This window comes from Paraburkholderia lebeckiae (genome assembly GCF_050436325.1).
GTDB lineage: Bacteria > Pseudomonadota > Gammaproteobacteria > Burkholderiales > Burkholderiaceae > Paraburkholderia > Paraburkholderia tuberum.
Genome location: NZ_JBNDLZ010000002.1, coordinates 2,437,272 through 2,461,423 on the forward strand (window position 1 = coordinate 2,437,272; position 24,152 = coordinate 2,461,423).

Below are 24,152 nucleotides of genomic sequence, written 5' to 3' on the forward strand. Positions count from 1 at the left end.
CGATGGCCAATAGCCTACGCATACGCCTGCTGTGGTGGCTGCTCGTACCGCTCGCGCTTTATGTGTTCGTGACCGGCAAGACCGAGTACGACAACGCGCGGCACACCGCGAATCTGGTGCAGGACAATCAGTTGGTCGCGTCGGCAAGGATGATCGCGGGCGAGGTCGAATGGAGCGACGGCTTTCTGCGTGTCGACGTGCCGCCCGCCGCGCTCGAGATCTTCGCATCGCCATATCGCGACCAGGTGTTCTATAGCGTGCGTGTCGACGGTGGGCGGCTGCTCGCGGGTACGCCTGATTTCCCGCCGCGTCCCCTGCGGGCGCCCGACGTGCCGGATTCGTACTACACGCAGTTGCACGGCCAGCAGGTGCGCGCTGTCGACGTCGTGCGGCTCATGTACGACAACGGCGCGACGCGCCCCGTGCGCGTGACGGTCGGCAAGACCGTGCGCTCGCGCGATGCGATGACGCAACAGTTGTGGCGGCCGCAACTCGTGCGCCAGCTCGAAATGATCGCGCTGGCGGTGGCGCTCGTTTGCATCGGGCTCACGTTCGAGTTGCGGCCCTTGATGAAGGTGAAAGACGAGGTGGCCGACCGCGATCCGATGCAGCTCGAACCGATTCGCGTCGAGCGTCTGCATACGGAACTGCGGCCCATCGTCGATGCGATCAATCAGTGCATCGCGCGGCTCGGCGTGCAGGTGGCGGCGCAGCGGCGCTTTATCGCCGACGCCGCGCATCAGTTGCGCACGCCGCTCACGCTGCTCGGCACGCAACTGCAATTCGCGCGGCAGCAGGAAGGCCTCAATCCCGCGCTCGACGAAGCGCTTGCCGCGATGCATCGCAGCAACCGCTCGATGGTCGGGCTCACCAACAAGCTGCTTTTGCTCGCGCAGGCCGAGGCCGCCGACAACTCGCAGCTCGCGATGGAACGCGTCGATCTGGTGCCGCTCGCGATGGAGGTCGTCGAAGATCTCGGCCTGCTCGCGCAGGCACGTGAAATCGATCTGGGCGCGGAATTGCACGGCGCGGCGCCGGTGCTCGGACATCGCGGCTTGTTGCAGGCACTGATCGCGAATCTCGCCGAGAACGCGATTCGCTATACGGGCAGCGGTGGTCACGTGACGGTCGCCGTGAACGCTGATACCGCGGCCAATGCGGTGACGGTCAGCGTGACCGACAACGGCCCCGGCATTCCGGCCGAATCGCGCAGCCGTGTGTTCGAGCCGTTCTTTCGTGCGTCGACGGATACCGAGGGCACGGGCCTCGGTCTTGCGATCGTGCGCGAAATCGCGGACGCCCATCACGGCGAGATCACGCTGAAGGCGGGCGAGGGCGGCAAGGGTGTGCATATCGCCGTGACGTTTCCGCGCGCAACGCCGAAGTGATCGGGATAAACCCGAGGTTCGCGCAACATGCACAGCCGTGCAAGCATCGGGATGGGTTCGCACCTTCACAATCACGGGCAGGCGACCCCCGCGCGGCGCCCAGACGCAAGATAACGGAGACACCCCAATGAAGCTTTCCTTGACGCGTTTCTCGCGCGCGGCCTATGCCGCCGTCGCGGCGTCGCTCGCGCTGTGCGCGCTCGCGAGACTCGCGACGCCTGCGCAAGCCGCCGCGCCGGAGAAACTCGCGATCATGGTGGGCGGTACCAACAAGCTCATCTATCTGCCGGCGCGTCTTGCCGAACAGCTCGGCTATTTCAAGGCCGAAGGGCTCGACGTCGAACTGCTGTCGCAGCCGACTGGAATAGACGGCGAAAACGAAATGCTCGCGGGCGCGGTGCAGGGCGTGGTCGGCTTCTACGATCACACGATCGATCTGCAGACACGCGGCAAGGAAGTGAAGACGATCGTCGTGTTCAGTCAGGTGCCCGGCGAAGTGCAACTGGTCGCGGCGAAATCGGCCGATTCGATCCGGAGCATGGCCGACGTGCGCGGTAAAACACTCGGCGTGACGGGGCTCGGCTCCTCGACGAGTTTTCTCACGCAGTACCTCGCACAGCGAGCGGGCGTGCGGTCCACGCAATACACGCTGCTGCCGGTCGGCGCGGACAGCAGTTTCATCGCGGCGATGCGGCAAGGACGCATTCAGGCGGGTATGACGACCGAGCCGACCGTCACTCAACTATTGAAAGCGGGCGACGCCAAAGTACTCGTCGACATGCGCAATGTCGATGGCACGCGCGCCGCGCTCGGAGGCATGTATCCGGCGTCGAGCCTCTACGTGCAAAGCACGTGGCTCGACGCGCATGCCGACGTAGCCGCGAAACTCGCGCGCGCATTCGTCAAGACGCTGCGCTATATGCACACCCACAGCGCGGAACAGATCGCCGCGCAGATGCCAAAACAAGACATCGGCAACGACAGGGCGCTGTATATCAGCGCATTGCAGGCCTCGCTGCCGATGTACACCGTCGACGGCAAGATGCCAGCCGACGGTCCGCAGACGGTGCTGAAGGTACTGTCGAGCTTCAATCCGGCGGTGAAGGGGCGGCATATCGATCTGTCGCGCACGTTTACCGATCAGTTCGTCGATGACGTGAAGCCTTGAAAGCGGGCTGACCGCGTGGGTCGCTTCGAGCACAAGATGAAGCTTCACAATGGTTACGTCGTCGCGACGACGTTTGGCGTGAAGAACCAGTTGCAATTGACGACGGGTATTCGCACGCGATTCTGAGTTGCGGGACGGCTTGCGAATGCCACCTCACGACTTCCGCTCGCGTCCCGCACGCGTCTTGTCCGCTCCGCTCCTCGCGCGGGTCTGCGCCGCGAGTTCCTCGACCATTTCCCGCGCGGCCGTCTGCAACTCGGGCACATAGCGCCGCTTCGCTTCCGCGAGCGACACCGCGCGCGACAGAAACACCACGTTCAAGCTCGCGAGCACGCGTTCCTCGAACACGATCGCGACGGCAACCGCGCCGATCTTCCCCTGGTCCGCCCAGTCGCCGTGATTCGAGCCGAACCCATCCGCGCGCACGCGTCGCACGAGGCTGCGGATCAACGCGTCGTTCGACGCGAGCGCCTTCTGCTCCTCGCCGCCGGCGCCCGAGCGCAGCAGATCGAGAATGTCCTCGCGCTCCTCGTCGGGGCACATCGCGAAGTACGCGCGACCCGCCGCGGTCAGCAGGATCGGCAAACGGCGGCCGACCATCGCGCGATGAAACGATAGCGGACTGAAGCGGTGCGTCGTCTCACGGACGATCATCGCGTCGCCGTCGGGCGTGGTCAGATCGGACGGCCACGCGACGCGTTGCAGCAGACGCCCCATCACCGGCGGCGCGATCGTCGCGATGCGTTCGTCGTCGGTGAAGCCTTCGCTCAGCGCGCGCACCTTCAGCGTGAGCCGGAAGCTGTCGTCCGACGCGCTGCGCCGCACGAAGCCTTCCTCCATCAACGTTTCGAGCAGCCGCCGCGCGGTGGTGCGATGCAGGCCGGTCAGTTCGCTGATCTGCTGGCTCGTCGCGCGGCCGCTGTCCATCGAGTTGAGCGCCTGCAGCACCTGCAAGCCGCGCGACAGACCTCGCACATTCGTGTATTTGGTCACTTGAAACCTCAATCAAATCAATTATGTGCATTCTATGCACAATTTCCAGATTTTGTTGAGCGAGCAGGTGGCCGGTCCTAGACTGCCAACAAATCAACGATTTCATGGAGACGCAAGCTGTTGCCCGCAGGCGATTTTTCGCCATGGCGACAGCCGGTTCCCGCCGCCGCGCTCCGTGAATATCTCGGCCCGGTCACTCTGGTCGACATACGGAGACAACATGCCCCAAACGCTCGACCCGGTGGCCGCGCAAGGTCACAGTGGACCCCTCACCACCGACGTCGCGATCATCGGCGCCGGCCCGGTCGGTTTGATGATCGCCAACTATCTCGGCCTGCAGGGCGTGCGCGTCGTGCTGATCGAAAGGCTCGACAAGATCATCGACTATCCGCGCGCGATCGGCCTCGATGATGAAGCGCTGCGCGTGTTTCAGTCCGTCGGTCTCGCCGATGCATTGCTGCCGCACACGACCCCCGATCACTGGATGCGCTTCGTCACGAGCAACGGTCACTGCTTCGCATCGATCGAGCCGCGCACCGACGAATTCGGCTGGTCGCGCCGCAACGCGTTCATTCAGCCGCTGGCCGATCGCGTGTTGTACGAGGGCCTGCAACGCTTCCCGCACGTCGAGGTGCGATTCGGCCACACGGTCAACTCGTTCACGCAGGACGGCAGCGGCGTCACGATCGAAGCGCAACACGCGCAGAGCGGCCGCCGTACGATCCGCGCGTCGTACATGGTCGGTGCGGACGGCGGCAACAGCTTCGTGCGCCGCATCCTCGACGTGCCGTTCGAGGGCCGCACGAAACCGAATCAGTGGATCGTCGTCGACGTGCGCAACGACCCGATCGGCTCGCCGCACGTATATATGCATTGCGATCCGCGGCGCCCGTATGTGTCGGCCGCGCTGCCGCACGGGATTCGCCGCTTCGAATTCATGGTGATGCCAGGCGAGACCGAGGAAGAGTTGTCGAAGCCGGAGAACATGGCCGCGCTGATCCGCAAGGTCGTCGCCGAGCCGGAGAAGGTCGACTACATCCGCAAGCGCGTCTATACGCACAACGCGCGCCTCGCGAGCAGCTTCCGCGTGAAGCGCGTGCTGCTCGCCGGCGACGCCGCGCACATCATGCCGGTGTGGCAGGGCCAGGGCTACAACAGCGGTATTCGCGACGCGAGCAACCTCGGCTGGAAACTCGCGATGGTGGTCAAGGGCGTCGCGGGCGATGCACTGCTCGATAGCTACACCGCCGAGCGCCGTTCGCATGCGCGCTCGATGATCCACCTCTCTGAGGTCGCGGGCGACATCTTCGCGCCGACGAGCCGCTTCGGCATCAAGTTTCGCGACGCGTTCGTGCGTACGTTCAACTGGTTCCCGGCGGTCAAGCGCTACTTCGTCGAAATGCGTTTCAAGCCGATGCCACGCTATGAAAGCGGCGTCGTATTGCTGGCGCGCACGCCGCGCAAGCATGGCTGGCTCGCGCGCGTGCTCGAACGGTCGGGGCATTCGGCGCCGGGCCGCCTGCTCGGTCTGATGAGCGAGAAGCGCGAGTCGCGGCTCGGCCGTCTCGTGTATGGACGCGACCCGCATTGTCATTCGCCGGTCGGCCGCATGTTCATTCAACCGCGCGTGCGTACGGTGAGCGGCGAGGTCGTGCGACTCGACGACGTGCTCGGCAACCGCTTCGCGATCGTCGGCTGGGGCGCGGAGCCGACCTTCGGTTTGTCGGAGCAGGCGCGTGCGATCTGGCAGCGGCTCGGCGGCTGCTTCGTGGTCGCGAAGCCGGACACGCAGCTGTCTTTCCATGACGACGTGCCAGAAGACGTCATCGCGATCGGCGATGTGAATACGCGGCTGAAGGACTGGTTCACGCGAGTGCCGGAATCCGTCGTGCTGTTGCGTCCCGATCGTTTCGTCGCGGGCATGGGCTCGCCGCAGCAGGTGTCGCAACTCGTCGTCGAACTCGCGCGGCAGCTGCATCTCGACGTGGCGGGGTGGGCTGACGTGGCCGGTTATGGCGACGAAGCAGCGTTCGCGCCCGATGCCGTCGCCACTTTCGCCATCGCTGCAATCGCCGGAGCCTGATATGCCGATGCTGCTCGAATGCCTATCGCACACGCCGTTGCACGGCTATTACGATCCCGCGCCCGAAGTCGTCGCGGAAGTCGAGCGCGTGCATGCGGCAGCGCGTGCGCGCGTCGTCGAGTTCGATCCCGAACTGGTCGTCGTGTTCGCGCCCGATCATTACAACGGTTTCTTCTATGACGTAATGCCGCCGTTTTGCATCGGCGCATCGGCGAGCGCGATCGGCGACTTCAAGAGCCTCGCCGGTCCGCTGGATGTGCCCGCCGATACCGCGTTCGACCTTGCCGAAGCGGTGCTCGCGAGCGACGTCGACGTCGCCGTCTCGTACCGCATGCAGGTCGATCACGGTTGCGCGCAAGCGCTGGAGATTCTGACGGGCAGCCTCGATCGATATCCAGTCGTGCCGGTATTCATCAATTCGGTGGCCGCGCCGATGGCTTCATGCCGCCGCGCGCGTCTGCTCGGCGATGCGTTGGGTCGAGCGCTCGCACGCTCGAAGCAACGCGTGCTCGTGATCGGCTCGGGCGGCATCTCGCACGAACCGCCGGTGCCGGAACTCGCGGGCGCGAGCGAGGAAGTCGCCGAGCGTCTGATCGCGGGCCGCAATCCGTCGGCCGAATCACGCGCGGCGCGTGAGGCGCGCACGATCGCGGCGGCGCGCGCGTTCGCCGCGGGCGACAGCCGTCTGCATCCGCTCAATCCGGAATGGGATCGCGCGTTCCTGAAGCTGCTCGAAGAAGGCGAACTCACCGCGCTCGACGGTTTCACCAACCGCGCGATCACGCGCGAGGCCGGCAAGTCCGCGCACGAAATCCGGACGTGGATCGCCGCGTTCGGCGCACTGAACGCGAGCGGCCCGTATCGCGCGTCGCTCGATTACTACCGTCCGATCCCCGAATGGATCGCGGGCTTTGGCGCGATGCATGCGCGACCCGTGACCGCCCACGTCTAACCGAATCAGGAACCTGCTATGACCACTCAAAGCAATGCAGACGTGCTCGCGCTGCGCCTGCGCGAATCGGAACGTACGCGCGCGACCATCGCGCCGTTGCGCGACGACTCGCGTTTCGTCGAACTGTCGAACCCGGCCGACGCCGAGGAGCTCGCCTACGCGGTGCAGCAGGCCAACGTGGCCGCGCGCATCGCGGCGGGCGAGCGCGTCGTCGGCCGCAAGATCGGACTCACGTCGCCGGCGGTGCAGCGTCAACTCGGTGTCGACCAGCCTGACTTCGGCGCGCTGTTCGCGTCGATGGCGTATGGCGACGGCCAGCCGATTCCTCTCGATCAGTTGATTCAGCCGAAAGTCGAAGCGGAGATCGCGCTCGTGCTCGAACACGATCTGCTGCACGAGCGCCACACGTACGCCGATCTGATGCGCGCAACCGCGTATGCGGTCGCGGCGATCGAAGTGGTGGACAGCCGCATCGAAGGCTGGAACATCCGTTTCGTCGATACGGTCGCGGACAACGCGTCGAGCGCGCGCTTCGTGCTCGGCAGCCGCCCGGTCCTGCTGCGCGATACCGATCTCGCGGCCTGCGCGATGACGCTATCGAAGGATGCGGAAGTCCTGTCGCGCGGCAATGGCGCCGCGTGTCTCGGCAATCCGCTGAATGCCGCCGCCTGGCTCGCGGATCGCATGGTCCGGCTCGGCACGCCGCTGCGTGCCGGCTACGTGCTGATGACGGGCGCTTTGGGCCCGATGGTCGGCGTCAAGGAGCCGGGCACCTACTGCGCGCAGATCGAAGGTCTCGGCAGCGTCCGCGCGACTTTTTCCGCATAACGCAAGCACTCGCAAGCATTCGATAGGGAACTCATATGGCAAGCGAAAAACTCAAGGCCGCGATCATCGGCTCGGGCAACATCGGCACCGATCTGATGATCAAGATCCTGCGTCACGGCAAGCATCTCGAAGTCGCGGCGATGGTCGGCATCGATCCGAACTCCGACGGCCTCGCGCGCGCCGCGCGGCTTGGCGTCGCGACCACGCATGAAGGTGTCGAAGGTCTGACGCGTCTGCCCGTGTTCAACGACATCGACTTCGTATTCGACGCGACCTCGGCGGGCGCACACGTGAAGAACGATGCGCTGTTGCGAAAGCTGAAGCCCTCGATTCGCGTGATCGATCTGACGCCGGCGGCGATCGGCCCGTACTGCGTGCCGGTGGTGAATCTCGACACGCATCTCGACGCGCCGAACGTGAACATGGTCACGTGCGGCGGACAGGCGACCATTCCGCTGGTCGCGGCCGTGTCGCGCGTCGCGAAGGTGCATTACGCGGAGATCGTCGCGTCGATCAGCAGCAAGTCAGCGGGCCCAGGCACACGCGCGAACATCGACGAGTTCACCGAGACGACTTCGAAGGCGATCGAAGTGGTCGGCGGCGCCGCGAAAGGCAAGGCGATCATCGTGCTCAACCCGGCCGAGCCGCCGGTGATGATGCGCGACACCGTCTATACGCTGTCCGACCTCGCGGATCGCGCGAAGGTCGAGGCATCGGTCGAGCAGATGGCCGCCGCGGTGCAGGCGTACGTGCCCGGCTATCGTCTGAAGCAGAAGGTGCAGTTCGACGAAATCAGCGCGAGCGCGCCGCTGAACATTCCGGGCCTCGGTAGCTTCAGTGGTCTGAAGACGTCGATCTTCATCGAGGTGGAAGGCGCCGCGCACTATCTGCCCGCCTACGCGGGCAATCTCGACATCATGACTTCGGCCGCGCTCGCGACGGCCGAGCGCATGGCGCAGGCGCTCGTGCAGGCATCAGAGGCTTAAGGAGACTTCCCGCATGGACAAGAAACTGTATATCTCAGACGTGACGCTGCGCGACGGCAGCCACGCCATTCGTCACCAGTACTCGATCCAGAACGTGCAGGACATCGCACGCGCATTGGACCGCGCGAAGGTGGACAGCATCGAAGTTGCCCACGGCGATGGCCTGCAGGGTTCGAGCTTCAACTACGGCTTCGGCGCGCATAGTGACCTCGAATGGATCGAAGCGGTGGCTGACGTGGTCAAGCACGCTCAGATCGCGACCCTGCTGCTGCCTGGCATCGGCACGATCCACGATCTGAAGGCCGCCTACAACGCGGGCGCTCGCGTCGTGCGCATCGCCACGCATTGCACGGAAGCGGACATCTCGAAGCAACACATCGAATACGCGCGCGAACTCGGCATGGACACGGTCGGCTTCCTGATGATGAGCCACATGACCACGCCGGAGAACCTCGCCATCGAAGCGAAGAAGATGGAGAGCTACGGTGCGACCTGTATCTATGTGGTCGACTCGGGCGGCGCGCTGACGATGAACGACGTGCGTGCACGCTTCCGCGCGGTGAAGGCCGTGCTGAAACCCGAAACGAAGACGGGCATGCACGCGCACCACAACCTGTCGCTGGGCGTGGCCAACTCGATGGTCGCGGTCGAAGAGGGCTGCGACCGTATCGATGCATCGCTCGCGGGCATGGGCGCCGGTGCGGGCAATGCGCCGCTCGAAGTGTTCATCGCGGCGGCCGAGCGCATGGGCTGGAATCACGGCACCGACCTCTACACGCTGATGGACGCCGCCGACGACGTCGTGCGTCCGCTGCAGGACCGGCCGGTGCGCGTCGATCGTGAAACGCTCGCGCTCGGCTATGCGGGGGTGTATTCGAGCTTCCTGCGTCATTCGGAAGTGGCCGCGAAGAAATACGGCCTGAAGACCGTGGACATTCTGGTCGAGCTGGGCAAGCGGCGCATGGTGGGCGGCCAGGAAGACATGATCGTCGACGTCGCACTGGATCTGAAGCGCGCGCACGCAACCGACGCAGTGGCTTCATGACCCGGACGCTGCGCGACGGCGCCGCATGCCGCGCGCGCAGCGTTCATTTCATCCAGCAAGGTCGCCGCAAGAGCGACGCTGACTCAACATTGGAGACTTTTATGCGGCAGTCAACGCAAACAACGCAAACAACACAGTCGACGAAACCTCTTGCCGGCGGCGCGCTGACGATCGGGCTCTGCCTGATCGTCGCACTGCTCGAAGGCGTGGACCTGCAATCGACCGGCCTCGCGGCACCGCGCATGGCGCGCGAATTTCATCTCGCGGTCGCGCAGATGGGCTGGGCGTTCAGCATCGGCGCGTTCGGGCTGCTGCCAGGAGCCGCGATCGGCGGACGTCTCGCCGACCGGCTCGGGCGCAAGCGCGTGCTGATGTGGTCGGTCGCGCTATTCGGCATCTTCTCGCTGGCGACCGCGCAGGTGTGGGACCTGAACAGCCTGCTCGCCGCGCGCTTTCTGACCGGCCTCGGTCTTGGCGCAGCGATGCCGAATCTGATCGCGCTGTGCTCGGAAGCGGCGCCGCCCCATCAGCGCAACACCGCGGTCGGCGCCATGTATTGCGGCATGCCGTTCGGCGCGGCGCTCGCGGCGGTGGTCGGCATCATCAGTGCGGGCGACGCGGGCTGGCGGCATATCTTCTACGTCGGCGGCTTCGGGCCGTTGCTGGTGCTGCCGCTGCTTGCACTGTTCCTGCGCGAGTCGGCGCAGTTCGTCGCGGCGCGTGCAACCAAAGGCGCGCGACGCGATGCGTCGGCTAGCGTGACGCACGCGCTGTGGCGGGAAGGACGCGCGGGCACGACGATCGCGTTGTGGATCAGCTATCTGGGCACGCTGATCGTGCTGTATTTCCTGATCAACTGGCTGCCGTCGCTCGTGTTGACGCGCGGTCTGACGCGCGTGCAGTCGGGCGTCGTACAGATGATGTTCAACATCGGCGGCGGCATCGGCGCGATCGTGATCGCCGGCATGATGGACCGGATGGGCCGGCGCCGCACGGTCGCGGGCATGTATGTCGGCATCGTCGTTGCGCTCGGCGCGTTGCTGAGCGCGAATGGCGGCACGTCGATGGCGTGGGGCGGTCTGCTGGCGGGGCTGTTCCTGGTCGGCGGGCAGTCGGTGTTGTATGCGCTGGCAAGCAGCCTGTACCCGACCGAAGTGCGTGGCACCGGCGTCGGCGCTGCGGTGGCGGTAGGCCGTCTCGGCTCGATCCTCGGACCGTTGATCGCCGGGCAACTGCTCGCGATCGGTCAGGGTGCGAGCGTGCTGCTCGGTGCGAGCATTCCGCTGATCGCGGTCGCCGCGATTGGCGCGTGGCTCGTCGTGAATCGCTCGACGCTTCGTTATGCCGCGGCGGCCGCGCAATAGCTTTGCAGCCCGAAATACCGCGCGGGTCCGCCGTCGACGGCGACTCGCGGTCACTTAATCCGTGAAACAAAGGAATTCGACATGAGCAATACCAACACGCAAGTAGCGGCGATCACCGAGGAAGCGACCAGCCGATTCGTCCGCATCACCGAAGACGGCCGCGAAATGCAGCTCCACTACAACGACGTGGGGCAGGGTGCGAAAGCGGTCGTGATGCTGCACGGCTCGGGACCGGGCGCGACCGGCTGGGCCAACTTCAATCGCAACGTCGAGCCGCTCGTCGCGGCGGGCTATCGCGTGATTCTGATGGACTGCCTCGGTTGGGGCAAGAGCGACCCAATCGTCTGCAAGGGCTCGCGCTCGGAACTGAATGCGCGCTGCCTGAAGGCGCTGCTCGATGCGCTCGATATCGAACGCGTGCATATCATCGGCAACTCGATGGGCGGGCATAGCGCGGTCGCGTTCGCGCTCGCCGAGCCGCAACGCGTCGGCAAGCTCGTGCTGATGGGCGGCGGCACCGGCGGCCCGAGCCAATTCGTGCCGATGCCGACCGAAGGCATCAAGCTGCTGCAAGGGCTGTACCGCAACCCGACCATCGAGAACCTGCAGCGCATGATGAGCGTCTTCGTGTTCGACACGAAGGCGTTGACCGAAGACCTGATGCAGGCGCGGCTCGCGAACATGCTGGCGCGCCGCGATCACCTCGAGAACTTCGTCGCAAGCCTCGCCGCGAATCCGAAGCAGTTCAATGACTACGGGCCGCGCCTTGGCGAAGTAACCGCGCCGACGCTCGTGATCTGGGGTCGCGACGATCGTTTCGTGCCGATGGACATCGGCCTGCGACTCGTGGCCGGGATGCCGAACGCCGATCTGCATGTGTTCGGCCGGTGCGGGCATTGGGCGCAGTGGGAGCATGCGGACAAGTTCAACCGGATGGTGGTGGAGTTTCTCGGACGCGGGCAATAAGCAGGGTTGTCGTTGTGGGCGACTGGTGCGTCGTTGCGGCGGCGGGCTGGGGCTCGCGTGGGCCGTGCTGTGGTTGCTGCTTTATCGGCATCTGGACCGTCATCCGGCGCTGTCGCGCGAGGAGGCGGACTATATCGGCGCGACGCAGGAATCCGGTTTGCGCGCCGCGAAACACTCCGGGCCGAGGGTGTTCGACATCCTGAAGCAGCGCGATTTCTGGGGCATCGCGCTGCCGCGTTTCTGCGCCGATCCGGTGTGGGGCACGCTGGTCTACTGGATGCCGCTCTACCTGTACCAGGCGCGCGGCTTCGATCTGAAGGCGATCGCGCTCACCGCGTGGCTGCCGTTCGTCGCGGCCGATCTCGGCTGCATGGTCGGCGGTCCGCTGTCGGCGTGGTTGAAGCGCCGCTTCGACGTGCCGATCGTCAACGGCAAGCGCATCGCGTGCACGATGGCCGCGCGTTCCTGATGATCGGCATGGCCGGCGTCGGCTTCGTCCACGATCCGGCGATGGCGGTGTTCCTGCTGTGCCTCGGCGGCTTCGCGCATCAGACGCTGTCGATCACCGTGATCTCGATGTCGGCCGACCTGTTCCCGCGCCGCGAAGTCGGCACGGTGACGGGACTCGCCGCGCTCGTCGCGGGGCTCGGCAATTTCGCGTTCACGATGACGATGGGCTGGTTCGTGAACCGCGTCGGCTATACGCCGTTTTTCGTCGCGCTCGGCTTTGGCGATCTGAGCGGCGCGAGCCTGCTATGGACGCCCGTGCGCCGCCCGTCGACGACGCCGGCGCGGGGCGTTGTGACGCGCGAAGCGCGGGCGTGAGGAGCCGGCCGCGGAAGCGTATCTTCGAGGCGCCCAATCGTCGGCAAGTGGAGGGCAGCAGTCACGGCTCCACGGCGCCATTTGAGGCTCGTCAATGCGACCAATTCGCATTTGTCCAAAAATAATATTGCGACAAGTCATCTATAAGATATCTGTCTTAAGACCGGGGTAATCGGCCGCAATCCCTTGCCAGTCATGGATCGACCCGTTTCGGTACGGTCTCGTGACCTGTTTGTCTAGTCACATTTAGTGGAAAACGCGCATATACTCTCGGTCGTATCGCAAAACGAAGGTCGCGGGGTTGCGTCGTGGCGAACTGACGCCGTCGCCGTCGCGCCACGATTTGCGCTGGCTTCGACTGCCAACGCTCTGTCTATCACTTCCTAGCAAAGCATTAATCATGTCCACACCGCCGAAGATCATCTACACCCTGACCGACGAAGCGCCCGCACTGGCGACGTACTCGCTGCTGCCGATCGTCAAGGCGTTCACGCGCTCGTCCAACGTGCTCGTCGAAACGCGCGACATCTCGCTCGCCGGCCGGATCATTGCCGCATTTCCGGACTACCTGAGCGCGGAGCAGAAGGCTTCCGACGATCTGGCGGAGCTCGGTGGACTCACCACGCGCCCGGAAGCGAACATCATCAAGCTGCCGAACATCAGCGCGTCGGTGCCGCAGTTGAAGGCCGCGATCGCCGAGCTGCGCGACCAGGGCTATAAGCTGCCGTCGTACCCGGACGTCGCGACGACCGACGCCGAGAAGGACGTCAAGGCCCGCTACGACAAGATCAAGGGCAGCGCGGTGAACCCGGTGCTGCGCGAGGGCAATTCGGACCGCCGCGCGCCGTTGTCGGTGAAGAACTATGCGCGCAAGCATCCGCACAAGATGGGCGCATGGAGCGCGGACTCGAAGTCGCACGTCTCGCACATGAGCGATGGCGATTTCTACGGCAGCGAGAAGTCGGCGCTGGTCGCGCAGGCCGGTAGCGTGAAGATTGAACTGGCCGCCGCCGACGGCACGACCACGGTCCTGAAGGCGAAGACGCCGGTGCAGGCAGGCGAAATCATCGACGCGTCGGTGCTGAGCAAGAACGCGCTGCGCAGCTTCATCGAAGCGCAGATCGCCGACGCGAAGGCGAACGGCGTGCTGTTCTCGGTGCACCTGAAGGCGACGATGATGAAGGTCTCAGACCCGATCATCTTCGGTCACGTGGTGTCGGTGTTCTACAAGGACGTGCTCGCGAAGCATGCGGAAGCACTGGCCAAGGTCGGCTTCAACCCGAACAACGGTATCGGCGACCTGTACGCGCGTCTGAAGGATCTGCCGGCTGAAACGGCCGCGGCGATTGAAGCCGACATCAAGGCGCAGTACGAACAGCGTCCGCCGCTCGCGATGGTCAACTCGGACAAGGGCATCACGAGCCTGCACGTGCCGAGCGACGTGATCGTCGACGCATCGATGCCGGCGATGATCCGCGAGTCGGGCAAGATGTGGGGCGCCGATGGCGCGCTGTACGACGCGAAGGCGGTGATTCCGGACCGTTGCTACGCCGGTGTGTACCAGGCGGTGATCGAAGACTGCAAGAAGCACGGTGCGTTCGACCCGGTCACGATGGGCACGGTGCCGAACGTCGGCCTGATGGCGCAAGCCGCCGAAGAATACGGTTCACACGACAAGACGTTCCAGATCCCGGCGAACGGCGTGGTCCGCGTGACCGACGAAGCCGGCGCGGTGCTGCTCGAGCAGCCGGTGGAACAGGGCGACATCTTCCGTATGTGCCAGACCAAGGACGCGCCGATCCGCGACTGGGTCAAGCTCGCGGTGAACCGCGCCCGCGCTTCCAACACGCCGGCCGTGTTCTGGCTCGACGCGGCGCGTGCGCACGATGCGCAGATCATCAAGAAGGTCGAGCAGTACCTGAAGGATCACGACACGAACGGTCTCGACATCCGCGTGATGACGCCGGTCGAAGCGACGAAGTTCTCGGTCGAGCGCATCCGCGCCGGCAAGGACACGATCTCGGTCACCGGCAATGTGCTGCGCGACTACCTGACCGACCTGTTCCCGATCATGGAACTGGGCACCAGCGCGAAGATGCTATCGATCGTTCCGCTGATGGCCGGTGGCGGCATGTTCGAAACCGGCGCGGGCGGTTCGGCGCCGAAGCACGTGCAGCAGCTTGTCGAGGAAGGCTTCCTGCGCTGGGATTCGCTCGGTGAATTCCTCGCGCTGGCGGCATCGCTTGAGCATCTGAGCACCGCGTATCACAACCCGAAGGCGCAGATTCTCGCGAAGACGCTAGATCAGGCGACCGGCAAGTTCCTCGACAACGACAAGTCGCCGGCGCGCAAGGTCGGCGGTATCGACAATCGCGGCAGCCACTTCTACCTCGCGATGTACTGGGCCGAAGCACTGGCCGCGCAAACCGACGATGCCGCGCTGCAGGCGCAGTTCGCGGGCGTCGCGAAGGCGATGGCCGACAACGAGGCGAAGATCGTCGCGGAACTCGGCGCGGCGCAGGGCAAGCAGGTGGATATCGGCGGCTACTACCGTCCGAACGTCGAGCTGACTAGCAAGGCGATGCGCCCGAGCGCGACGCTGAACGCAATCGTCGATTCGGTGGCTTGAGCTCGCGCGTGCGACTGATGCGGTAAGCGCCGCGGCGGCCGCACCTGCGCTGGCCCCGAAAGCCGCGCGGTAAGCACGCAGCGCAACCGAAGACAAAGCCGCAGCAGGACCGCGAATACGACAATGGCGCCTTCGGGCGCCATTGTCGTTTCTACTGTCACTGCTACGTCGCCGTCGGTCATACCCGTCCTTATACGTGAACGATTTCCCAATCGGCGAGCTTCTCCGGAATCTCGAGCGTCGACGTGTCGAGCTCCGACAGATGCTCGCAGCTCAGACCGCGCGCGAGGTCGTCGGCGGCCTGTTGCGGGCTCGAGAATTCTCCGAGCGTTTCGTTGCCGTAGGTGGCTTCCCAGCCGTCCTGACCCGGCAGAATGTAGAACGCTCCCTGCGTCGAACCAAAGCGAAAGCCTTTCATTTTTAGTCTCCCAGTTGCCAATAAAAAAAGCCGCGATTCGTGACGGCTTCTTCGCAATCTGGGGGATTTGGGTGGCCGTGTCGTGAGGCCCCTCGAATCCGACTGCGTGAAGCGCGTGCTCTTGTGAAAGAGTCTACGTCAGCGAATCGGCGGGCAATTGAGCGTCGAACTGGTCTTTATCTTAAAAATATTAATGTAAAAACAAAGGCTTGCGAGATCAGTTTTGCGATGTGCAACGCTGCCGGGCATCGTGAAATGGCCGCTTTGTGCCACGCACCATGATTTTTTACGACGCGCGGCATCGTTTCGTATCGTGAAAATTAGGGCTGCGCGCGGCGCGCAAAACGACGCTGTGCGGCCCTATGACGCGTCGAGCCGTTCGATCAGCATCGCGACGAAGGTCTCGGTCACCGGCGGCAAGGTTCGGCTGCGCTTTTTGATCAGCGCGATGCGCCGCGTGAACGCGGCTTCGTCGATCGGTCGCGCGACTAGCTCGGGCTCCGCGCGCACCTCGCGCGCCGACGCCGGCAGGATCGTGATGCCGAGCCCGGCGCGCGCCATCGCGACCGCGCTCATCATGTAGGTCGGTTCGCAGGCGATGCGCGGCTCACAATGCGCGTCGGCGAACGCGCTGTCGACGACCGCTCGCACGCTCGTGCCCTGCGCGGTCAGCACGAGCGGCTCGTTGGCGAGATCGGCGAGCGTGACGGGCCGGCGCCGCCGCGCGAGCGCGTGCTGCTTCGGCAGCACGGCGACGAGCCGGTCGATGCCCGCATGCAGCACCTCGAGCCCGCTGTCGTTCAATTCGCCGCCAGTCAGTCCGATATCGGCTTCCTCGTTGCGCACCAATGTGTTGACCATGCTGGCGACGACATCGCGCACCTCGAAGCCGACGCGTGGCACGGCTTTTCTCAGCGCCTGCACGAGCTCGGGCAGCACGCTCGCCGCGAAGGTCGGCAGACACGCGATGCGCACCTTGCCGCTCGCGCCTTCGCCGAGCGCGCGCGCATCGAGCAGCACGTGCTCCATGTCGTGCAGCGATTTCTGCAGCACGGGCAGCAGCTCGCGGCCGGTCGGCGTCAGGGCGACGTTGCGGCTGTTGCGATCGAACAGGCGCAGGCCGACCGTTTCCTCGAGCCGGCGAATCTGCACCGTCAACGCCGGTTGCGATAGATGCAGCCGCGCGGCCGCACGCGTGAAGCTGCCCGTTTGCGCGACCGCGATAAACGCGCGGATGTCCCGGAGATTCAGATCCATGATGATTTGTGATTGCTGCAATCAATTTATTTCAATTGCTTTATTGCTGCCCCGAACTTACGCTCGATCACACTAAAAAACAACCTGGAGACAAGCTCATGCTGCCATTGCTGGGGCTGGCTACCATCGTCGTGCTGCTCGGCGCGATCCTGTCCAAACGCATGTCGCCGCTCGTCGCGCTGATCATCGTGCCGCTCGCGGCATCGCTGCTCGGCGGCTTCGGCTTGCAGACGAGCAAGTTCGTCGTCGATGGCCTCAAGAGCCTCGCGCCCGTCGTCTGCATGTTCGTCTTCGCGATCCTGTACTTCGGCACGATCACCGACGCCGGCACGCTCGACCCGATCATCGAGCGCATCCTGCGCGCGGTCGGCACACGGCCCACGCGCATCGTGATGGGCACCACGCTGCTCGCGCTGCTCATCCACCTCGACGGCTCCGGCGCCGTCTGCTTCCTCGTCACCATTCCGGCGATGCTGCCGCTCTACGACCGCCTGAAGATGGACCGGCGCGTGCTCGCCGCGGCGGTATCGATGGCGGCCGGCATCAATTTCCTGCCATGGACGGGGCCGATGATTCGCGCGTCCGCGTCGCTGCATCTGCCGATCTCGGCGCTGTTCAATCCGCTTATTCCGGTGCAGGCGATCGGCCTCGTATTTGTGTTCTCGATGGCGTACTGGCTCGGGCGGCGCGAGGAAAAGCGCCTCGGTATCAACGCTGCGAGCGGTTCGGTGCCGATGCCCCAACGCGAACTGACGCCGGAACAACAGGCGCTGCGCCGCCCGCAAAACTTCTGGTTCAACATCGTGCTGACGCTCGTCGTGCTCGGCACGATGGTCGTGATGGGCGAGAAGATTCCGCCTGCGATCATGTTCATGGTGGGCCTGTGCATCGCATTGATGGTCAACTATCCGAATGTGGACATGCAGCGCAAACGGATCGACGCGCATGCGCGCGCCGCGCTGATGATGGCCGGCATCCTGCTCGCGGCCGGCGTGTTCACCGGCGTGATGCAGGGCAGCGGCATGCTGAAGGCGATGGCGCAGGCGGCCGTCGGCTTCGTGCCGCCGGCGATGGCGAGTCATATTCCGATCGTGCTCGGCCTGCTGTCGATGCCGCTCAGCATGCTGTTCGATCCCGATTCGTTTTATTTCGGTGTACTGCCGGTGATCGCGGAAGTGGCGGGCCAGCTCGGCGTGCCGGCGGTGCACGTCGGTCAGGCCGCGTTGCTTGGACAGATGACCACCGGTTTTCCGGTCAGTCCGCTCACGCCCGCGACGTTCCTCGTGGTCGGGCTGTGCGGTATCGATCTGGCCGATCATCAAAGATTCACGTTTCCCCTGCTGTTCGGCGCGTCGGTCGTGATGACGATCGCGTGCGTCGTGCTCGGGATCTTTCCACTGTGAGCTTCGCTGAACGAACGGGAGCACCATGACAGCCACTGAACCTCGACGCGTCGTGCGCATCGGCGCGGGCGCGGGCTATTCGGGCGACCGCATCGAACCCGCGCTCGAACTCGCGGAACACGGCCAGCTCGACTATCTCGTGTTCGAATGCCTCGCCGAGCGCACGATCGCGATCGCGCAGCAGGCGCGCAGCAAGGACCCGGAGCTCGGCTACGACCCGCTGCTCGAAGCGCGCATGCGCGCGGTGCTGCCCGTCGCGGCGCGCAACGGCGTGCGTATCGTGTCGAACATGGGCGCGGCCAATCCGCTCGCGGCAGCGCGCCGGACCGCGCAGATCGCGCGCGAGTTGGGTCTCGGCGGCCTGAGGATTGCCGCAGTCACCGGCGACGACGTGCTCGACATCGTGCGCGCGGGCGACTTCCATTTCGTCGAATCGGGCGAGGCGGTGGCCGCGTACGCGGACCGGCTGATATCGGCCAATGCGTACCTCGGCGCGAGCGGCATCGTCGAGGCGCTCGCGGCCGGCGCGCAGATCGTGCTGACCGGGCGCGTCGCCGATCCGTCGCTGTTCGTCGCGCCGCTGATCCACGAATTCGGCTGGCGCCTGGACGACTGGCCGATGCTCGGCCAGGCGACGGTAATCGGCCATCTGCTCGAATGCGCGGGGCAGGTCACCGGCGGCTATTTCGCGGACCCCGGTTTCAAGGACGTGCCGAATCTCGCGCGGCTCGGCTTTCCGATCGCCGAAGTTGCGCGGGACGGTTCAGTGGTGATCACGAAGCTCGCGCAAAGTGGCGGGCTCGTGACCGAGGCGACCTGCAAGGAGCAGTTGCTCTACGAGATCCACGATCCGCGTCGTTATCTGCAGCCCGACGTGGTCGCCGATTTCTCGCAGGTGCGCGTCGAGCAGGAAGCCGTGGACCGTGTGCGCGTCACCGGCGGTGGCGGCACGGAGCGCACCGCGACGCTGAAAGTGTCGGTTGCGTATTTCGACGGCTATATCGGCGAGGGGCAGATTTCGTACGGCGGACCCGGCGCGCTCGCGCGGGCGCGGCTCGCGCTCGATATCGTGCGCGAGCGTCTCGCGCTGACCGGCGTGCAGACGCGCGAGTTGCGCTTCGATCTGATCGGCGTGAACGCACTGCATGGTGACGCGGTGGCGGCCGGTCATGGCGAGCCGTACGAAGTGCGCGCCCGGGTGGCGGGACGCACCGCGTCGCTCGCGCAGGCGCTGCGCATCGGCAACGAGGTCGAGACGCTGTACACGAACGGACCGGCGGGCGGCGGCGGCGTGACGAAGGCGGCGCGCGAGGTGGTCGCGGTGCAATCGGTGCTGCTGCCGCGCGAGCATGCGGCGCCGGCTTTCTCGCTGATGGAGGCTTGAGATGAAACTACGAGAACTGGCCCATTCGCGCACCGGCGACAAGGGCAATACGCTCAATATCTCGGTGATCTGCTACGACGCGCTGCATTACGAGCGGTTGCGCGATGTGCTGACGCCCGAGCGCGTCAAGACGCATCTGCGCGATGTGGTGCGCGGCGATGTGGTGCGCCATGAGTTGCCGGGCATTGCCGCATTCAACTTCGTGCTCGGCGACGCGCTCGGCGGCGGCGTTACGCGTTCGCTCGCGCTCGATGCGCATGGCAAATCGCTGAGCTCGGCGTTAATGGATCTCGACGTGGGGCAGTGAGGGCATTGCCGGCGGCGTGTCGTATTGCGGGGCGGCCGCTCAGCCCCGCATGTGATCACACGCCAGCCTTCGTCAGGTCATGCGCGCGGCGCAGTCGCTCGCGGCTGTTGCTCAGATGCATGCGCATCGCGGCGCGCGCGTCGTCGGCATCCTGACGCTCGATCGCGCGATAGATCATCAGATGCTCGCCGAGCACGCTGCGCAACACCTCGATATGGTCTAGCTCCGCGATCTCGGCCGAACCGAGCCGGGTGCGCGGGCTGACCGAGCGGCCGAGCTGGCTCAGCACGTCGAAGAAATAGCGGTTGCCGCTCGCGCGCGCGATCTGCAGATGGAACTCGATGTCGTGTGCGAGTGTGTCGGTGCTGCCGCGCTCGAGTTCCGACTCGAATCGATCGAGCGCAGTGCGGATCTGCTTCAGGTTCTGCTCGGTGCGCCGCGATGCCGCGAGCGCGGCCGCGGCCGCTTCGACGTCGATCCGGAACTCGATGATCGCCATCACGTCGAGCATGCTGGTGAGATCGGCGGCGGGAAGTTGCATCGGTTTTTCGGCGGCGGGCGCGAGCACGAACGTGCCAATGCCGTGGCGCGTTTCGACGATCCTCGCTGCCTGCAGACGCGAAATCGCCTCGCGGACCACGGAGCGGCTCACGGACAGCTGCTTCATCATCGCGACTTCGGTGGGGATGCGGTCGCCTGGCCTCAGCGCCCCGCGGCGAATCTCATCGGAAAGGGTGGCCACCACCTTTTCAGTTAGGCTGCTCATTTTTGTGGCTGGTTGACTGATCCTGCAAAGTATCGCACAGGCTGTGCTCGATTCTGCCGCGTTCGGCGGCATCGGCGCGGGCTATTTTTCGCGTGCGGATGCGCGGTGGGGCGGGGACGAGGCGGACATTTGCGCAGACGCATGGGCTGCTGACGACAGTCTGGCAATTATAGACATCAGACGTCTTAGTTCGAGACGAATTCCGGGCTGGTCAACATGGCTCTGAACCTTTGAATCTGTCATGATTTCAGAGCGCTCGGTCTGGAACCACAGGGTAAACACCCTACTGGATTTGACCAAAGCAAAGCGGTAGACTGTCGTCAGACAACATACCAAGCGCAGGGCAGTGGCTTGCACCCACCGGTGCGCCGCGCTGCGTTCCCCCAGGCCTTGTGGCCGACAAGGAGACACAACTTGACATCAGTTCTGAGCACCGCGCTCGACCCGCTGGAATCGGCGGTCGCGAAGGTGAAGCGCAACGTGTTGCCGCTTTTCCTGATCATGTTCATCGCGAACTATATCGACCGCGTGAATATCGGCTTCGTCAACGCGCATATGAAGGCGGATCTCGGCATCGGCGCGGCCGCCTACGGGCTCGGCAGCGGGCTGTTCTTCATCGGCTACGCGCTGTTCGAAGTGCCGTCGAACGTGCTGATGCAGAAGTTCGGCGCGCGCGCCTGGCTCACGCGCATCATGGGCACGTGGGGGCTGGTGGCGGGCGCGATGGCGTTCGTCTGGAACGACACGTCGTTTTACGTGCTGCGGTTCCTGCTCGGCGTCGCCGAGGCGGGCTTCTTTCCCGGCGTCGTCTTTTACTTCACGCAGTGGCTGCCGCAAAAGGAACGCGGCAAGGCGATGGCGATCTTTCTGTCGGGCTCGGCGCTCGCGTCGGTACTGTCCGGTCCGATCACCGGCTCGCTGCTGTCGATTCGCGGCCTCGGCCTGCAAGGCTGGCAGTGGATGTTTCTGATCGAAGGCGCGTTCTCGATCGCGCTGTGCGTCGTCAGCTGGTTGCTGTTGAAGTCGCACATCCGCGACGCGCACTGGCTCACGGCCGAAGAACAGCGTGTGCTCGAACAATCGATCGCGGCCGAACAGGCCGAGCGCGAAGCGCAAGGCGGCGCGCGTCTGCCGACGGTGAAGCTGCTGAAGGACCCGCAAATCGCGCTGTTCTGCTTCCTGTACTTCGCGATCCAGCTGACCATCTACGCGGCCACTTTCTGGCTGCCGACCATCATCCGCAAGATGGGCGGCCTTTCCGACTTCGAGGTCGGCATGTTCAACGCGATTCCGTGGCTGATCTCGATGGTCGCGATGTACGGCTTCGCGGTCGTATCGGCGAAATGGCGTCATCAGCAGGGCTGGCTCGCGGTCGCGCTCGTCATAGCGGCGGTCGGTCTGTTCGCGTCGACGTCGGGCAACCCGGTGTTCTCGTTCGTCGCGATCTGCTTCTCGGCGATCGGCTTCAAGGCGGCGGCGTCGCTGTTCTGGCCGATTCCGCAGGGCTACCTCGATGCGCGCGTCGCCGCCGGTGTGCTCGCGCTGATCAATTCGCTCGGCAACCTCGGCGGCTTCTTCGCGCCGGCCACCTTCGGCTATCTGCAGCAGCATACGGGCTCGATCGCGGGCGGGCTGTACGGTCTCGGCGTCGCGTCGCTGCTCGCGGCGGCGGCCGGCTTCCTGACGCGCAAGAAGCCCGGCAATCGCGAGCCGTTGCCCGATTCGTTGCACGGCAACGCGCATTGACTACGCTGACGGCTCGCATGCGGCCGTCGATTTTTCTGTATTCGAGTCGCTGACGGCTCGCATGCGGCCGTCGATTTTTCTGTATTCGAGTTCTCATCCGGTCCGGTCGAACACGCATGCGGCGCGCGGCGGCTTCCGCCGGCCGGCCTACTTCATCACACAGGTGCTTTTCCCATGTCCACCAAACCTACCGAATCGAACGCCACGCCGGTCGTCACCGAACTGCGCGTCGTGCCCGTCGCCGGCCGCGACAGCATGCTGATGAATCTGAGCGGCGCGCATGGTCCGTTCTTCACGCGCAACATCGTGATTCTGCGGGACAGCGCGGGCCATACCGGCATCGGCGAAGTGCCGGGCGGCGAGAACATCCGCAAGACGATCGACGACGCGCGGCCGTTCGTGGTCGGTCAGTCGATCGGCAATCTGCATGCGATTCTGAACAAGGTGCGCACGCAGTTCGCCGATCGCGACGCTGGGGGGCGTGGCTTGCAGACCTTCGACCTGCGCACGACGATTCACGCGGTGACCGCGCTCGAAGCCGCGCTGCTCGATCTGCTCGGGCAGCATCTCGGCGTGCCGGTCGCGGCACTGCTCGGCGAAGGCCAGCAGCGCGACGAAGTGGAAATGCTCGGCTACCTGTTCTATATCGGCGATCGCAACAAGACCGATCTGCCGTACGCGAACAACGCCGGCGCGCGTGACGACTGGGAGCGCGTGCGCACCGAGAAAGCGCTGACGCCGGAGACGGTCGTGCGTCTTGCCGAGGCCGCGAAGGCGCGCTACGGCTTCAACGACTTCAAGCTGAAGGGCGGCGTGCTGCCAGGCGACGCCGAGATCGAAGCGGTCACGGCTCTCGCCGAGCGCTTCCCCGAAGCGCGCGTGACGCTCGACCCGAACGGCGCGTGGTCGCTCGCGGAAGCGGTGCGCCTGTGCCGTGACAAGCACGATGTTCTCGCCTACGCGGAAGATCCATGCGGCGCGGAGAACGGCTATTCTGGCCGCGAAGTGATGGCCGAGTTCCGTCGCGCTACCGGCCTGCCGACGGCGACCAACATGATCGCGACCGACTGGCGTCAGATGGGTCACGCCATCCAGCTGCAATCGGTCGATATTCCGCTCGCCGATCCGCACTTCTGGACCATGCAGGGCTCGGTGCGCGTCGCGCAGATGTGCAACGACTGGGGCCTCACGTGGGGTTCGCATTCGAACAACCACTTCGACATTTCGCTCGCAATGTTCACGCACGTCGCGGCCGCGGCGCCGGGCAAGATCACCGCGATCGATACGCACTGGATCTGGCAGGACGGTCAGTTCCTGACGCAAGATCCGCTGCAGATCGTCGGCGGTAAGGTCAAGGTGCCGCAGAAGCCGGGGCTCGGCATCGAACTCGATATGGATGCGCTCGAGAAGGCGCACGCGATGTATCAGCAGCACGGCCTCGGCGCACGCGACGACGGCGTTGCCATGCAATATCTGATTCCGAACTGGAAGTTCGACAACAAACGGCCGTGTCTCGTGCGTTAAGGACGATTTAACTCAATCAAAAGCCCTGGCGGGCTGCACGAAAGGTGCGGTTCACCAGGCTTGCATTGCACGGTGCGAGATAGCCGCACCGCGGATGTCGGCGGCCATCATCGGGCCACT

The 24,152-nt window shown here is 64.9% G+C and carries 21 protein-coding genes; 17 read left to right on the plus strand and 4 right to left on the minus strand.

Features of this window, described 5'->3' with window-relative positions:
• Positions 1-2: 2 nt before the first annotated feature.
• On the plus strand, positions 3-1,388 hold the full coding sequence (locus OKW44_RS14440) for a sensor histidine kinase (RefSeq protein ID WP_018423691.1): 1,386 nt from the start codon (positions 3-5) through the stop codon (positions 1,386-1,388).
• A 127-nt stretch (positions 1,389-1,515) separates the two neighbouring features.
• Positions 1,516-2,556, plus strand: a complete 1,041-nt coding sequence (locus OKW44_RS14445; RefSeq protein ID WP_018423690.1) for an ABC transporter substrate-binding protein — start codon at positions 1,516-1,518, stop codon at positions 2,554-2,556.
• Positions 2,557-2,709: 153 nt separating this feature from the next.
• On the opposite strand, the gene OKW44_RS14450 is transcribed toward OKW44_RS14445, so the two are convergent.
• Positions 2,710-3,549, minus strand: a complete 840-nt coding sequence (locus OKW44_RS14450) for a DNA-binding transcriptional regulator (RefSeq protein WP_018423688.1) — start codon at positions 3,547-3,549, stop codon at positions 2,710-2,712.
• A 220-nt stretch (positions 3,550-3,769) separates the two neighbouring features.
• On the opposite strand from OKW44_RS14450, the gene OKW44_RS14455 reads away from it, so the two are divergent.
• From OKW44_RS14455 to OKW44_RS14500, 10 genes are all read left to right on the plus strand, one after another.
• Positions 3,770-5,632 (plus strand): bifunctional 3-(3-hydroxy-phenyl)propionate/3-hydroxycinnamic acid hydroxylase, encoded by a 1,863-nt coding sequence (locus OKW44_RS14455; protein ID WP_018423687.1) that lies wholly within the window; start codon positions 3,770-3,772, stop codon positions 5,630-5,632.
• 1 nt (position 5,633) lies between these two features.
• Positions 5,634-6,584 carry a 3-carboxyethylcatechol 2,3-dioxygenase gene (locus tag OKW44_RS14460; RefSeq protein WP_026226391.1) on the plus strand — a complete coding sequence of 317 codons (951 nt, stop codon included), beginning with the start codon at positions 5,634-5,636 and terminating at the stop codon, positions 6,582-6,584.
• A gap of 18 nt (positions 6,585-6,602) precedes the next feature.
• Positions 6,603-7,412, plus strand: coding sequence for a 2-keto-4-pentenoate hydratase (locus OKW44_RS14465; protein ID WP_018423685.1), 810 nt, complete (start codon positions 6,603-6,605; stop codon positions 7,410-7,412).
• 35 nt (positions 7,413-7,447) lie between these two features.
• Positions 7,448-8,398, plus strand: a complete 951-nt coding sequence (locus tag OKW44_RS14470; RefSeq protein WP_018423684.1) for an acetaldehyde dehydrogenase (acetylating) — start codon at positions 7,448-7,450, stop codon at positions 8,396-8,398.
• Positions 8,399-8,411: 13 nt separating this feature from the next.
• The gene (gene dmpG, locus OKW44_RS14475; RefSeq protein ID WP_018423683.1) at positions 8,412-9,443 is read left to right on the plus strand and encodes a 4-hydroxy-2-oxovalerate aldolase; all 1,032 of its coding nucleotides are present in this window, start codon (positions 8,412-8,414) and stop codon (positions 9,441-9,443) included.
• A 101-nt stretch (positions 9,444-9,544) separates the two neighbouring features.
• Positions 9,545-10,807 carry a 3-(3-hydroxy-phenyl)propionate transporter MhpT gene (gene mhpT / locus OKW44_RS14480; protein WP_026226390.1) on the plus strand — a complete coding sequence of 421 codons (1,263 nt, stop codon included), beginning with the start codon at positions 9,545-9,547 and terminating at the stop codon, positions 10,805-10,807.
• An 81-nt stretch (positions 10,808-10,888) separates the two neighbouring features.
• Positions 10,889-11,773, plus strand: coding sequence for an alpha/beta fold hydrolase (locus OKW44_RS14485; RefSeq protein WP_018423681.1), 885 nt, complete (start codon positions 10,889-10,891; stop codon positions 11,771-11,773).
• The gene (locus OKW44_RS14490) at positions 11,721-12,242 is read left to right on the plus strand and encodes an MFS transporter (RefSeq protein ID WP_239499228.1); all 522 of its coding nucleotides are present in this window, start codon (positions 11,721-11,723) and stop codon (positions 12,240-12,242) included. Before OKW44_RS14485 ends, OKW44_RS14490 begins: the two co-directional genes overlap by 53 nt.
• Positions 12,218-12,598, plus strand: coding sequence for an MFS transporter (locus tag OKW44_RS14495; RefSeq protein ID WP_026226388.1), 381 nt, complete (start codon positions 12,218-12,220; stop codon positions 12,596-12,598). Before OKW44_RS14490 ends, OKW44_RS14495 begins: the two co-directional genes overlap by 25 nt.
• A gap of 400 nt (positions 12,599-12,998) precedes the next feature.
• Positions 12,999-15,227 carry an NADP-dependent isocitrate dehydrogenase gene (locus OKW44_RS14500; protein WP_018423680.1) on the plus strand — a complete coding sequence of 743 codons (2,229 nt, stop codon included), beginning with the start codon at positions 12,999-13,001 and terminating at the stop codon, positions 15,225-15,227.
• 190 nt (positions 15,228-15,417) lie between these two features.
• On the opposite strand, the gene OKW44_RS14505 is transcribed toward OKW44_RS14500, so the two are convergent.
• Positions 15,418-15,645 (minus strand): hypothetical protein, encoded by a 228-nt coding sequence (locus OKW44_RS14505; RefSeq protein WP_013092475.1) that lies wholly within the window; start codon positions 15,643-15,645, stop codon positions 15,418-15,420.
• Positions 15,646-16,005: 360 nt separating this feature from the next.
• The gene (locus tag OKW44_RS14510; RefSeq protein ID WP_018423679.1) at positions 16,006-16,902 is read right to left on the minus strand and encodes a LysR family transcriptional regulator; all 897 of its coding nucleotides are present in this window, start codon (positions 16,900-16,902) and stop codon (positions 16,006-16,008) included.
• Positions 16,903-17,000: 98 nt separating this feature from the next.
• Here OKW44_RS14510 and OKW44_RS14515 point away from each other — a divergent pair, with 98 nt between their 5' ends.
• Genes OKW44_RS14515 through OKW44_RS14525 form a run of 3 tightly spaced genes read left to right on the plus strand, consistent with a single transcriptional unit; the run spans position 17,001 to position 19,996 of the window.
• Positions 17,001-18,305 carry a CitMHS family transporter gene (locus OKW44_RS14515; RefSeq protein WP_018423678.1) on the plus strand — a complete coding sequence of 435 codons (1,305 nt, stop codon included), beginning with the start codon at positions 17,001-17,003 and terminating at the stop codon, positions 18,303-18,305.
• Positions 18,306-18,330: 25 nt separating this feature from the next.
• Positions 18,331-19,689, plus strand: a complete 1,359-nt coding sequence (locus tag OKW44_RS14520; RefSeq protein ID WP_018423677.1) for an acyclic terpene utilization AtuA family protein — start codon at positions 18,331-18,333, stop codon at positions 19,687-19,689.
• 1 nt (position 19,690) lies between these two features.
• Positions 19,691-19,996, plus strand: a complete 306-nt coding sequence (locus tag OKW44_RS14525) for an AtuA-related protein (RefSeq protein WP_018423676.1) — start codon at positions 19,691-19,693, stop codon at positions 19,994-19,996.
• 55 nt (positions 19,997-20,051) lie between these two features.
• On the opposite strand, the gene OKW44_RS14530 is transcribed toward OKW44_RS14525, so the two are convergent.
• Positions 20,052-20,762: a FadR/GntR family transcriptional regulator gene (locus OKW44_RS14530; RefSeq protein WP_026226387.1), complete on the minus strand. Its 711-nt coding sequence runs from the start codon at positions 20,760-20,762 to the stop codon at positions 20,052-20,054.
• Positions 20,763-21,176: 414 nt separating this feature from the next.
• Between OKW44_RS14530 and OKW44_RS14535 the strand changes: the two genes are divergently transcribed.
• Both OKW44_RS14535 and gudD read left to right on the plus strand, forming a co-directional pair.
• The gene (locus tag OKW44_RS14535; RefSeq protein ID WP_018423674.1) at positions 21,177-22,508 is read left to right on the plus strand and encodes an MFS transporter; all 1,332 of its coding nucleotides are present in this window, start codon (positions 21,177-21,179) and stop codon (positions 22,506-22,508) included.
• A 174-nt stretch (positions 22,509-22,682) separates the two neighbouring features.
• Positions 22,683-24,032, plus strand: coding sequence for a glucarate dehydratase (gene gudD, locus OKW44_RS14540; protein WP_018423673.1), 1,350 nt, complete (start codon positions 22,683-22,685; stop codon positions 24,030-24,032).
• The last annotated feature ends 120 nt before the right edge of the window (positions 24,033-24,152 follow it).